The sequence below is a fragment of the Rhizobium sp. PP-CC-3G-465 genome, assembly GCF_004343445.1.
Taxonomy (GTDB): domain Bacteria; phylum Pseudomonadota; class Alphaproteobacteria; order Rhizobiales; family Rhizobiaceae; genus Ferranicluibacter; species Ferranicluibacter rubi.
On sequence record NZ_SLYH01000009.1, the window covers coordinates 1 to 12,691 of the forward strand.

A 12,691-nucleotide genomic window follows, 5' to 3' on the forward strand; every position below is an offset into this window, starting at 1 on the left:
CCGATCGATCCGGTCCGTGACCCCGACCTCATCGTCGTCTCGCGCTCCTTTGCCGAGCCCATCGGAGCCGCCGAGACCATCGACAAATATGTCGGTCGTCTGGTGGTGGCGCTCGTGGAGAAGCTGCAGGAGAGGGGGCTTGGCATCCGGCGTGCCGATCTCCTTGTGGAGAAAGTGGACGGCACGGCGACCGCACCGAGAAGATCGAGCCGGGCTTCGGTATCGAGAAGCTGTCGCTGGCCGCCGTCATGGCGGAGCCGCTGGAGGAGACGCAGAGTGTATCAACCCTTGTCGATGACACCGATCGCGACATCACGCCGTTGATCGACATTTTCGGCAATCGCGGTCACAGGGTCTACCGCTATGCGGCTGTTGCCAGCGACGTGCCGGAACGTAGCGTGCGCCGGATTGCGGCGGCCGCCGCCGATGTGCTGGAGACATGGACGCTGCACTGGCCGCGCCCGACGCGACTTTTGGCCCACCCCGACCCGATCGACGTCATCGCGCTGCTTCCCGACCAGCCGCCGGTGTCGTTTACCTGGCGGGGCAAGCGGAGACGCGTCAGGCGGGCGGACGGGCCGGAACGTGTGTTTGGCGAGTGGTGGAAGCGCGGTAGCGAGAGTGCGGCGGTGCGCGACTACTTCACGCTGGAGGACGAGGCCGGCGAGCGCTTCTGGGTGTTCCGCAGCGGCGACGGCGAGAACCTTGAGACCGGCTCGCACCGCTGGTTCCTGCACGGGATCTTCGCGTGAGGTACGCCGTATGAGATATGCCGAGCTCCAGGTCACCACCCACTTCTCCTTCCTGCGTGGTGCGTCTTCGGCAGAAGAGCTGTTTGCGACCGCCCATGCGCTTGGCATCGAGGCGTTGGGCATCGTTGATCGCAATTCGCTTGCTGGCATCGTGCGGGCGCTCGAGGCGTCGCGCACGACCGGCATTCGCCTCGTGGTCGGCTGCCGCCTCGATCTTACCGACGGCATGTCCGTCCTCGTTTACCCGACCGACCGCGCCGCCTATTCCCGCCTGACCCGTCTTCTGACGCGCGGCAAGGGCCGTGGCGGCAAGGGCAACTGCATCCTGTCGTTTGAGGATCTCGAACTCTATGCCGAGGGCCTCATCGCCGTGCTCGTGCCCGATCTGCCTGACGAGACCTGCGCGGTGCAGCTCCGCAAGCTGTCAGGGGTCTTCGACGACCGCGCCTATCTCGCTCTGTCGCTGCGCCGCCGGCCGAACGATCAGATGCGGCTGCATGAGCTGGAGATCCTCGCCCACCGCTACCGGGTACGCACCGTCGTCACCAATGACGTGCTGTTCCACGAGCCGCGCCGTCGGCAGCTCCAGGACATCGTCACCTGCATCCGCAACAACACCACCATCGACGAGGTCGGCTTCGAACGCGAGCGCCATGCCGACCGGTACCTCAAGCCGCCCGAGGAGATGGAGCGTCTGTTCCCGCGCCACCGAGAGGCACTCGCCCGCACGATGGAGATCGTGTCCCGCTGCACCTTCAGTCTGGAGGAATTGACCTACCAGTACCCGGAAGAGGCGATCATTCTCGGCAAGACACCGCAGGCTTCGCTCGAGCACTATGTCTGGGAGTGCATCCCCGATCGCTATCCCGAAGGTCTGCCCCCGAGCGTGCTGAAGACCGTGCGCCATGAGCTCGATCTCATCCGCACCATGCGCTACGCGCCCTACTTCCTCACCGTCTTCTCGATCGTGCGCTTTGCCCGCTCGCAAGGCATCCTCTGCCAGGGGCGGGGATCGGCCGCCAATTCCGCCGTCTGCTACATCCTCGGCATCACCTCGATCGATCCGGAGACCAACGATCTGCTGTTCGAGCGCTTCGTCAGCCAGGAGCGGGACGAGCCTCCGGATATCGACGTTGACTTCGAACATGAGCGGCGCGAAGAGGTCATCCAGTGGATCTACAGGACCTATACGCATCAGAAGGCAGCGCTCTGTTCCACCGTCACCCGCTATAGGGCCAAGGGCGCGATCCGCGATGTCGGCAAGGCGCTGGGCTTGCCGGAGGATCTGATCAAGGCGCTTTCGTCCGGCATGTGGTCGTGGTCGGAGGCGGTCAGCGAGAGGAACGTCAAGGAGCTGAACCTCAACCCGGACGATCGGCGGCTGGTGCTGACGCTGTCGCTTGCCCAACAGCTCATGGGCGCCCCGCGCCATCTCGGCCAGCATCCGGGTGGCTTCGTGCTGACGCATGATCGCCTGGATGATCTCGTGCCGATCGAGCCAGCGAGCATGGTTGACCGGCAGATCATCGAGTGGGACAAGGACGATGTCGAGGCTTTGCGGATGATGAAGGTCGACGTGCTTGCGCTCGGCATGCTCACCTGCATGTCCAAGGCCTTCGACCTCATCCGCGAGCACAAGCACGAAGATCTCGACCTCGGCAGCCTCCCTCATGAAGATGCTGCCACCTATGCGATGATCCGCAAGGCCGACACGCTCGGCACCTTCCAGATCGAAAGCCGGGCGCAGATGGCCATGCTGCCGCGGCTCAAGCCCCGGACCTTCTATGATCTCGTGGTGCAGGTGGCGATCGTGCGGCCCGGCCCCATTCAGGGCGACATGGTTCATCCCTATCTCCGTCGCCGGGAAGGCAAGGCGAAGGTGGAATATCCGACCCCTGAACTCGAATCCGTGCTCGGCAAGACACTCGGCGTGCCGCTCTTCCAGGAAAGCGCCATGCGGGTGGCGATGGTTTGCGCGGGCTTTACCGGCGGCGAGGCCGATCAGTTGCGCAAGAGCATGGCCACCTTCAAGTTCACAGGCGGTGTGAGCCGGTTCAAGGACAAGCTGGTCTCGGGCATGGTGAAGAACGGCTACTCACCGGAGTTCGCCGAGAAGACCTTCAGCCAGCTCGAAGGCTTCGGCTCCTATGGCTTCCCCGAAAGCCATGCTGCGTCCTTCGCGCTGATCGCCTATGCCTCAAACTTCGTGAAGTGCCATCATCCCGACGCCTTTTGTGCTGCCCTCCTCAACTCGCAGCCAATGGGCTTCTACGCACCGGCTCAAATCGTCGGAGACGCGCGCGCCCATGGGGTCGAGATCCGCCCGGTCTGCGTCAACCGCTCCCGCTGGGACTGCACGCTGGAGAAGATATCCGGCACCAAGATGCGAGCTGTGCGTCTCGGCATGCGCATGGTGCGGGGGCTGGCCGCAGCCGATGCCGCCCGGATCGTCGCCGCCCGGATGGACGATCCCTTCGAGAGCGTCGACGACATGTGGCGGCGATCCGATGTGCCGGCGGCCTCTCTGGTCGAGTTGGCGGAGGCCGATGCCTTCCAGCCGAGCCTGCAGCTCGAGCGCCGGGACGCGCTCTGGGCAATCAAGGCGTTGCGCGACGAGCCGCTACCGCTGTTTGCCGCCGCGACGGAGCGCGAGATGCGAGCGATTGCCGAACAGCAGGAGCCGGAGGTGGCGCTGCGCCAAATGACGGAGGGGCACAATGTGGTCCAGGACTATGGTCATGTCAGCCTGACATTGCGGGAGCATCCGGTCGCGTTCCTAAGGAACGAACTCACAAAGCGCAGCATGGTCACCTGCGAGGAAGCGATGACGGGCAGGGACGGACGCTGGGTTTACACCGCCGGTCTCGTGCTCGTCCGCCAAAAGCCGGGATCAGCCAAGGGCGTCATGTTCATCACGATCGAGGACGAGACGGGTGCTGCCAACATCGTGGTCTGGCCGAGCCTGTTCGAGAAGCGCCGGCGCGTGGTACTGGGGGCGTCCATGATGGCGATCAACGGGCGCATCCAACGGGAAGGCGAAGTCGTTCACCTCGTGGCACAGCAGCTCTTTGATCTCTCAGGCGACCTGTCAGCATTGGCGGACATGGATGCTGCGTTCAGGGTCACGTCAGGGCGTGGCGATGAGTTCGCGCATGGCTCGGTGGGTGGCGGCGATGCGCGGGACCGGCCGAAGCGAGTGCCGCAGCCGCGGGACATCTTCGTGCGCGACCTGCATATTGATACGCTGAAGGTGAAGGCGCGGAACTTCCAGTAGAGATGTCTGTTTGATCAATCGAAATGGTCCCGGTACAGATTGCTTATCCGTCGGGTCGCTGGCCGCGCGGACCTGGATATGCAACTTGGGTACGAATAACGGGTCGCCCTTTCTCCCAGGCGAGGCAAGATGCGACCACGCCACAAGGGCGGCTCTGCTATTTGATCCGAGACATTCACATTTCCACGGACCAAGCTTGCTGACCTTTGCTGTTCCCGGTAGCAGATGAATATCACTGCGCGATATAATCCGATCTTTGGAGAATGCCATGATGAACGACGATGAACAGCAACCCGAAGCGTCTCAGGTATCTGAGGATACCGCGGCCACGGAAGCTCAGCAGCCGGATGATGCAGGGCGGAAGTCCCGAAAAAGGGCCTCAAAGAAGGCTCGTACTGAGGAGCCCAAAACGCGCCAGAGCAAGCGCCACACAGCTTCGGAACGTACCGAAAAACTGCGCCGCATCGAAGAGGCCCTTGAGAAGGGTGGTGTTTCGCTGAAGGCCGCTGTTGAAGCCGTTGGGATTTCGGATCAAACCTATTACCAGTGGAAGCGGGCGGAAAAACCCGAAGGCGCCGCCTCAAACGCAACCGCTCCATTCGCCGCACCACCGTCCCTTAGCAATGAATTGGCCGACCTCATTAAGCTTGAGGAAGAAAACCAGAGACTGCGGCAAAGCCTTGGTGAAAAACTCCGTGCAGAAAACGCGGAGCTACGTCGGCGCCTTGAGTTGTACTGAGAACCGTCATGCGAAAATCCCAACCAGTATTCGTGGTGGAATATAAAGGTGGCCGTCGTCAGAAGCAGGTTCCGAAAAAATCGATTTGGGGTGACGTAGACTTCGCATTGCTTATCAGCGAGATCGAACAGGATCGTCCTCCTGCCACGAGCGCAAATGTCCTCTGTGCGGCCGCCGATGACCACAAGGCAGTCAAACAGGAGGTGTCAGAGAAGCACCTTGTTCAGCCAGAGGCCGAGGCCGAACGCCGTCCCACCTTGGTGGGAGCCAAGTCTTTGTTAGCGAGAAACAAGGCGGATAACCCTGGCGGTCGCGTTCTCGAACCAGAATGCAGACCGAGCAAGGAAATTGCCGCATCACCGGCACCACACTCGTTTTACGAGCTTGAATCAAATGCGGCTGCGTGCGCTGGGGACACTTACCCAGGTCGCGTCTCCGTGTTTGAAGATGTTGAAGGACCAGCCTTCCCGATAGAATCGATTTCGCGAAAACAACTGGCTAAGCTTGATGCTGAAAACGCAGAGCTTAAAAGGCTTTTCAAGCAAAGGCTCCTGGACCAGAATAAACGTCTCAAGGAGATGCTCGAGCGGTTTCCCAAATAGTGCCGTCAGCCGATCTCGTCTTGTGCCAGCACCGCCATTGCTGCGAAGCGATACGCGTCACCAATCGCGGCGAAGGCTATAACCAACTTTGCTTATGATGCTCGACTGGGATACCAAAAACTCACAATGCGACCGATGTCCTCGTTGGCTCGCGTATGCAACGAACGAACCTCGAACGCGGTTCAGGTCACGAGCTTTAATGCCGGCCTCCGTCGGTTCGATTTGGTTCTAGGCAATCATGGATAAATTCAGCCCTAGAAATTAAGGCACATCATCGCGACAGGAACCGTGAGACCGATGCGCGTTCGACGAGATGGCAGGCGAGTTCGATCCTGCGGGCGGGCATGGGAGAGCCCGTAATACTGTCGCGCAGGAGGTCGAGTGCGACGGAGCCGAGTTCGCGCATGGGGATATGCATGGTCGTCAACGGAGGATGGGCGAATGCTGCCTGGGGTAGATCGTCTATGCCCATGACGGAGACATCTGCCGGTACCAAGTAGCCTTGTTCCTGAAGGCCCGTCATTGCGCCGACGGCAAGACTGTCACCGGCCGCGAGAATCGCAGAGAAGTCCAGGCCATTCTCTCTAATGCGCGCGGTAATAGCTTGGGCTGCGAGATTGGGGAGCCAGTCGTCCACGAGCACCACGAGATCATCCGGACAGGCAAGGTTTCTGTGCAGAAACGCATCACGCCAACCTTCGCGGCGGCGCTCGATCGTATGGCGGCCGGGACGCATCAGGAAGAGAATGCGTTCGTGGCCAAGACCAATCAGGTGCTCGGCAGCAAGTCGCGCTGCGGACCGGTTGCAGGGGGTTACGCTTGACAGACGCATCAGCGGATCGTCCCCGTTGATCATCACGACAGGCTTGGCAAATGCGCGGGTGGCGGCGAGCATGGCTTCGTCATCGACGGTGAGGAAGAGCAGGCCCAGCACATCCGGATCGGCTCCGGCCTCGTCCAGCATCGTCTTTTCTTCAGCATGGCCGGCTACTGACCGCGTGACGATTTCCAGACCAAGCGCCTGCGCCCGGTCGCGCAGTCCTTCCAGAACGTACAGCGTAAACTGGTTGCGGACATAGTCGATCATCGCCGCACTCGACGCCGCGAGAATGACCTTCTTGCCGGCAATCGGCGTTGGGACCACGTAATTCGCCGTTCTCGCCGCCTCTAGAATGCGCTCGCGGATGTCGGCGCGCACGCCTTTCTCGCCGGATAGCGCGCGCGAGACGGTGCTGAGCGAAACACCGACCGTTTTGGCGATGTCCTCAAGCCGCACGCGGCGGCTCTTGGTTCCGCGTTTACCGGGCAGGGGCGAAATAGCCATGAGGAAGTTCTCCTTGAGACCGCATACTGCAAAAAATTTTCAGATTGCGCAAACTTTATGAGAGTGATTTCATCAGCTCACCGCTCGGGAGAAGCGGGAAGGTCGGTCGGTTTCAAACCGTCCGTGGGAGAGGAGACAACACCGTGCTGCTATCCGCAGGAGAGATCCGTTCGAAGCTCGACCTGATCGTTGCGGGCATGACCGGCCTGCGTCACGACGGTCGCTTCGATGAGCCGAATCTGGACGGCACGGCTGGTGATTACATCTCGTTCGACAGCTGGGAATGGCCGCAGGGCGTGGGGCTTTACGGTCTCGTCCGTCTCTGGCAAATCACGGGCCGCGACGATCTCAAGCTTCTCATCGAAGGATGGTATGAAAAGCGGCTTGCTGCCGGTCTGCCCCTTCTCAACGTCAATACCACCGCGCCGATGTTGGCGCTTTCCGTGCTCTGGAACGAGACTCGTGATCCGCGCTGGGAAAAGCCGCTGGACGAATGGGCAAGCCGCGTGCTTGCCGAAATGGGCCGGACGTCAGAAGGCGCCTTCGAGCATCACGTTTCCGACAAGGTCAACGACAACGAACTCTGGGACGACACGCTCTACATGGTCGCATTGTTCCTCGCCTCCTACGGGCAGGCAAGCGGCCGCAAGGAGCTGACCGATGAGGCGGCCCTTCAGTTTCTCGTCCACACCCGCTACCTTGCCGACACCAAAACCGGGCTCTGGTTCCACGGATGGACGTTTGACGGACGGCATAACTTCGCGGAGGCACGCTGGGCGCGGGGCAATGCGTGGATCACGGCCGGGATGCTGGATCTTTTCGATCTCGCCGAGATGCCGCAGCCGGTGAAGGCCTATCTGCTTGGTGTGCTCGTTTCGCAGGTGAATGCCCTTCTGCCGTTGCAGGCGCGGTCGGGCGCCTGGCGCACGCTGCTCGACGATGAAGGCTCCTACGAGGAGATCTCCGCCACGGCCGGCATCGGCTACGGCCTTCTCAAGGGCTTTCGACTGGGACTGGGTACGCCGGGCTGGAAGGAGGCCGGCCTACGTGCGGTGCAGGCGGTCCTCGACAATATCGACGAGAGCGGCACCGTGCTCAACGTGTCCTACGGAACCCGCATGGGTCACGACCTCCAATTTTACCGGGATATTCCCATCCAGCCGACAGGATACGGGCAGGCGCTCGCCATTCTCTGCCTGTCCGAGGCACTTCGGCACGTTGAAACGGGAGACCAGACGTTATGACGATGAACATTCTCTACGGAGCCGGTCCAACCGACGCGAAGAGCTACGATACTGCGCGGCTGCGGGCGGAGTTCCTGATGGAAGACTTGTTCCAGCCGGGAAAGATGCAGTTGACGTACACGCATGTCGATCGCCTGATCGTCGGCGGTGCGGTTCCCACGGGCGAGCAGATCGCGTTTGGTGCCGGCGATGAGATCGGCACGCCGTTTCTCCTGTCGGCGCGGGAAATGGGCGTTGCCAATCTTGGCGGCTCCGGCACGATCTCCGTCGACGGCGAGACCTTCGCGCTCGATAATCGCGACGTGCTCTATATCGGGCGCGGTGCGCGCGAGATCGTCGTTTCAAGTCGAGATCCGGATGCTCCGGCCCGCTTCTATATGAATTCGGTTCCGGCAGGTGCGGATCTGCCGCACCGGCTGATCAGGGCCGCGGACTCCAAGCTGCTTGCACTTGGCGATGCGAAGCGCTCCAATGTGCGACAGCTCAGGATGTACATCCATCCGGAAGTATCGCCATCCTGCCTACTGCTCATGGGCATAACGGATCTTGCCGAAGGCAGCGTCTGGAACACCATGCCGCCGCATCTTCACGAGCGGCGGATGGAGGCCTACTGCTATTTCGACCTCGCACCTGAAGACCGCGTCATTCACCTGATGGGCCGCCCGGAAGAAACCCGCCATCTCGTGGTGGCCGATCTTCAGGCGCTCATCTCGCCTGCTTGGTCCATTCATATGGGTGCGGGCACTGGTCCCTATGCTTTCGTCTGGGGCATGACCGGTGAAAATCAGGAATATAACGACGTCTCCCCCGTAGCACTGGCGGATCTGAAATGAGCGCGCAAACCCACTGGATTGAAAAGCCTCTTCAGCCGGGTGCTGCCATTTGCTATTGGCAAGTCGGCAGGACGGAAGAGGCGCGCTTCGACGTTCCCGACATGCCCATGAAGGGCGAGATGGATCCGTTCTTCTTCCTGACGAAGGTCAAGAACTTCATTCCTCATGAATATCCCTGCCGCACCATCTTCGCTGACACATATCGCGGTAACCGCCCCGATGTGCGCGGTACGTTCGTGGGTACGCGCTGGTGGCTGCCCTTTGGCTCGCCGCGCCTCGATCTCTCCGGCTTCTGGTTTCGCCCCACCCGGCTTGCCACATGGGCCAGAACGACCGTTGACGCAGACGTTGCAGGCATGGCGAACATCCGGCTGGGCACCTGCGGCGGTGCCGTTCTCTGGCTGAACGGCGAGGAAATCGGCTGGATCGCGCCCTACAGCCGCAATCTCGAGGTCAAACAGGATTTCGCCTTGCCGCTTGTCGAGGGCCGTAACGAAATCACGCTGTTCTTCGACGATCTGGCAGAGCGCGATGCCCGCTATTTCTATCAGATGGATTATCTCTCCGGTCCGGCGGCCCGTGTCTGCGTTCCTGTTCCGGTGCCCGGCTCGGTTGCCGAAAGTCTGGAGGCCGCTCTCGACGGCATGCATCTCGACCGCCCGCACTATTTCGGAGGTGACATCACCTTGTGTCTGGCAGAACCGCTCGCGCTGGATGTGGATGTGAACGTCGCCATCGAGGGCGATTTCATGTCACGCGAACGCTTCGACTTCGATTTCAAGCTGAAGGCTGGCGAAACCACGCTGCTGATCGGCCAGGCTGAAAGCGCGCCGGCCGATTTCCGGCACTTCCGCATCACGCTCGATGCTGGCGGTTTCGTGGCGGCGCGTTCGCTCGGCGTCGAAATCTGCCACGCGGAACGGCAGGGCGACGCACCGGAGGCTCTGAAAGACCGTATCACGGAAACACTGGACGCGATTTCGCAGGACTCCGAACGCGACACTGTGCGCGCTTTTGCCCGTCTCGCCAGCGGTCGGGGTGGGGTGGAGACCGACGCCATGATCGCCGAAATCCTGCCCTTGATCGAGGATTGCCACGACTGCGCCGATTTCTCGCTCGTGCCGCTGATCTGGTCGCGAACCGTCTGGGGCGCCGACATCGACGCCGGCCTCCGCGACCGCATCGACGCCGCCGTCCTCAACTATCGCTTCTGGATGGATGAGCCGGGCAATGACGTGCAGTGGTACTTCTCCGAGAACCACGCTCTGCTCTTTCACACCTGTGCCTATCTGAGTGGCGCCCTGCTGCCGGATGCGACCTTCGTGCGCTCCGGCCGCACAGGGGCGGAACAGAGTGCCGTCGGCGCTGCCCGTGTCCGCACATGGCTCGATCATTTCGAACACTGGGAAATGGCTGAGTTCAATTCAGCCCCGTATTTCCCGATCGATCTCAAAGGGCTGACGGCGCTGGCCGCGCTTTCACCGCACGACGACATTGCCAAGCGCGCCAAGGCCGGCATCGTCCGCCTCTGCGAGATCATCGCCCGCTCGGCCCATCACGGCATGGTTACTGCGGCTCAGGGGCGATCCTATGAGCACACGCTGTGCGCCGGACGCTCGCTGGAGCTTTCGGGCGTTGCCCGTCTCCTTTGGGGCCGCGGCTGGTATGGGCGACGGGTGCATGCTCTGCCGCAACTCGCCGTCTGCCTGCGCGACCACGGCTTAATCATACCGCTAGAACTGGCCGACATTGCGAACCACCACAGCGACGAGCATCAGGAGTGGCGCTTTGCGCAAGGTGAGAACGCTTTCGCCGCGCTCTACCACTACAAGAGCGCCGATTTCGCCATGGGTTCCGCAGCGCATTACCGCTGGAACGAGTGGGGCTATCAGGAGACGATCCTGCATCTGCGCATCGGAGAGACGCCCGAGGCCTCGATCTGGATCAACCATCCCGGCGAAACGATCCAGTTCGGCTACGGTCGCCCGTCCTACTGGGGCGGCTGCGGAACGATTGCCCGCACCCAGCAGTATCGCGGTCTCGCCATTCTGGAGTTCACGGTCAATGAGGAGCAACCGGGCTTCACGCACGCCTGGTTTCCCGTCGCAGAATTCGACGAATCCGCCATCTCCGGCCACATCGCTCTGGCGCGATCCGGCTTCGGCGCGGTGATGCTGAAAGCGGCATCGCCCCTCTTTCCCGTGACCGAGGGTCCCTCGGCCGGGCTCGAGCTTCGGCAGTACGGTATGAAAACTCGATGGATCGTACGCGTCTGCAGTGCCGCAGATCTCAGGACCGTAGAGACGAGATTTGCAGCGCTCGAAGCCAGCGAAGAGGGCGAGGGCACCATTGTGATCGAAGATCCCGATTACGGCACCGTGCATTTTCATGCAGACGGCAGCGTCGAAGCGGAAGGCCGCCGCCTTGCCCGATCGGACTATACCGTCAAGGGAGAGGCGACGATGCTTTCGGTATCCGAAACCGCATCCTAGACGGCGTCATCACGGACGGGTGGAGGCCCGTCTTTACAAGGAGGAGGATATGCGCATGACAATGAGATCGCTTCTGGCGGGCGCCACGCTCGCCCTTTTAACCTCGACCGCAGCTCACGCCGGCGACGTGCGGATCATGTGGTATTCGGACGGGATCGAAGGCGAGGTTCTCGCCGATCTGATCAGCCGTTTCAGGACTGAGAACCCTGACATCAACGTAATCATCGACAACGTCGCCTATGGTGTGGTCAAGGAGCAGCTGCCCATTCAGCTCGAAGCCGGCAACGGGCCAGACATCGCCCGCGTGACCGCGCTGAAGGACCTCAGTCGCCACTGGCTGGACTTGCGCCCTCTCGTTGCCGACGCGGCGTATTGGGACACGAACTTCGGCGCGCAGGCGGACTGGATGCGCCCCGACGGCTCGAACCAGATCTCCGGCTTCATGACGCAGATTACGCTGACGGGCGGTTTTGCCAACAAGACCTTGTTCGAGCAGGCAGGTGTCGACCTTCCCGGTAAGGACGCGACCTGGGACGACTGGGCTGAGGCGTCGCGGAAAGTCGCCGAAAGCCAGAAGATTCCCTTTGCCATGGCGCTCGACCGCTCCGGCCACCGCATTTCCGCGCCGAACATTGCCTATGGCGCCAACTATATCGGCGAGGACGGCAAGCCAGCGCCACTCGACAAGGGCGCCAAGGACTTCATCGGCAAGTTCGTCGGATGGGCGGAAGACGGCACCATCAGCAAGGATGTCTGGGTCTCTGCTGCCGGGCAGACCTATCGCGCCGCGGCGGACGACTTCATCAACGCTCAACTTGCCTTCTATTATTCCGGATCCTGGCAGGTTCCGAACTTCTCAACCAAGATCGGTAACGGCTTCGACTGGGTTGCGAAGGGCAGCCCTTGCGGCCCGGCCTCCTGCACCGGCATGCCGGGCGGCGCAGGGCTGGTGGCGATCAAGTACACCAAGAACCCGAAAGACGTCGCCAAGGTGATGGACTACCTCGCGAGCGAAGCGGTCGTGAAGGACTTCTCCGAGCGCACGCTGTTCATTCCCGCCCACAAAGGCGTGATCGACAAGGGCGATCTGGCTTTCAAGACGCAGGATCCTCAGGTCAAGGCGGCCCTCGACATCTTCGTGAACGCGACGAAGACGACGTCCGAACAAGCCTTGAAGATGCCGGGGTGGCGCTGGTCCGATACGGTCTATGGCGCGCTGGTCGCCCGTATCGGACAGGCGATTGCCGGCGAATTGCCAGTCGGTGATGCGTTCGCCCGCATCGACGCCGACGTGGCGACCAAGGTCAAGGACGCCGCGCTCTGACGCTTGTGATCGAGAAACGCGAAGGGCCGGAGCAGCATGCTCGGGCTCTCCGGCACAAAAAGGCGCACAGGAGAGACCCGTGACCGTATCCAACGCCAATAAGCCAA

8 protein-coding genes and 1 pseudogene are annotated in these 12,691 nt (G+C 61.6%); 8 read left to right on the forward strand and 1 reads right to left on the reverse strand.

Annotated features, from left to right (window positions below; genetic code table 11):
* The 4 genes and pseudogenes from C8J33_RS21890 to C8J33_RS21905 all read left to right on the forward strand — a co-directional run.
* Positions 1–752 (forward strand): annotated as a pseudogene (locus tag C8J33_RS21890) (DUF6504 family protein); the annotation flags it as partial.
* 10 nt (positions 753–762) lie between these two features.
* Positions 763–4,026 carry an error-prone DNA polymerase gene (locus tag C8J33_RS21895; RefSeq protein ID WP_132665342.1) on the forward strand — a complete coding sequence of 1,088 codons (3,264 nt, stop codon included), beginning with the start codon at positions 763–765 and terminating at the stop codon, positions 4,024–4,026.
* A 268-nt stretch (positions 4,027–4,294) separates the two neighbouring features.
* Positions 4,295–4,765, forward strand: coding sequence for a transposase (locus C8J33_RS21900; protein WP_110730839.1), 471 nt, complete (start codon positions 4,295–4,297; stop codon positions 4,763–4,765).
* 8 nt (positions 4,766–4,773) lie between these two features.
* Positions 4,774–5,367, forward strand: a complete 594-nt coding sequence (locus tag C8J33_RS21905) for a hypothetical protein (RefSeq protein ID WP_110802824.1) — start codon at positions 4,774–4,776, stop codon at positions 5,365–5,367.
* A gap of 271 nt (positions 5,368–5,638) precedes the next feature.
* Here C8J33_RS21905 and C8J33_RS21910 read toward each other — a convergent pair whose 3' ends face one another.
* Complete coding sequence (locus tag C8J33_RS21910) at positions 5,639–6,691, reverse strand: LacI family DNA-binding transcriptional regulator (RefSeq protein ID WP_110802825.1); 1,053 nt, start codon at positions 6,689–6,691, stop codon at positions 5,639–5,641.
* A gap of 197 nt (positions 6,692–6,888) precedes the next feature.
* On the opposite strand from C8J33_RS21910, the gene C8J33_RS21915 reads away from it, so the two are divergent.
* The 4 genes from C8J33_RS21915 to C8J33_RS21930 are packed head-to-tail and all read left to right on the forward strand — an operon-like array spanning position 6,889 to position 12,584.
* Positions 6,889–7,935, forward strand: coding sequence for a glycoside hydrolase family 88 protein (locus tag C8J33_RS21915; RefSeq protein ID WP_165910786.1), 1,047 nt, complete (start codon positions 6,889–6,891; stop codon positions 7,933–7,935).
* Entirely contained in the window at positions 7,932–8,768 is an 837-nt protein-coding gene (gene kduI / locus C8J33_RS21920; protein ID WP_110730835.1) for a 5-dehydro-4-deoxy-D-glucuronate isomerase, read from the forward strand. The genes C8J33_RS21915 and kduI overlap by 4 nt, the downstream gene beginning before the upstream one ends.
* Entirely contained in the window at positions 8,765–11,260 is a 2,496-nt protein-coding gene (locus tag C8J33_RS21925; protein WP_132665343.1) for a hypothetical protein, read from the forward strand. The genes kduI and C8J33_RS21925 overlap by 4 nt, the downstream gene beginning before the upstream one ends.
* Before the next feature lie 55 nt (positions 11,261–11,315).
* Complete coding sequence (locus C8J33_RS21930; RefSeq protein ID WP_132665344.1) at positions 11,316–12,584, forward strand: ABC transporter substrate-binding protein; 1,269 nt, start codon at positions 11,316–11,318, stop codon at positions 12,582–12,584.
* The last annotated feature ends 107 nt before the right edge of the window (positions 12,585–12,691 follow it).

Coding starts and splice junctions, on each gene's coding strand:
- C8J33_RS21895 (WP_132665342.1), top strand. CDS start 763: ATGAGATATGCCGAGCTCCAGGTCACCACCCACTTCTCCTTCCTGCGT.
- C8J33_RS21900 (WP_110730839.1), top strand. CDS start 4,295: ATGATGAACGACGATGAACAGCAACCCGAAGCGTCTCAGGTATCTGAG.
- C8J33_RS21905 (WP_110802824.1), top strand. CDS start 4,774: ATGCGAAAATCCCAACCAGTATTCGTGGTGGAATATAAAGGTGGCCGT.
- C8J33_RS21910 (WP_110802825.1), bottom strand. CDS start 6,691: ATGGCTATTTCGCCCCTGCCCGGTAAACGCGGAACCAAGAGCCGCCGC.
- C8J33_RS21915 (WP_165910786.1), top strand. CDS start 6,889: ATGACCGGCCTGCGTCACGACGGTCGCTTCGATGAGCCGAATCTGGAC.
- kduI (WP_110730835.1), top strand. CDS start 7,932: ATGACGATGAACATTCTCTACGGAGCCGGTCCAACCGACGCGAAGAGC.
- C8J33_RS21925 (WP_132665343.1), top strand. CDS start 8,765: ATGAGCGCGCAAACCCACTGGATTGAAAAGCCTCTTCAGCCGGGTGCT.
- C8J33_RS21930 (WP_132665344.1), top strand. CDS start 11,316: ATGACAATGAGATCGCTTCTGGCGGGCGCCACGCTCGCCCTTTTAACC.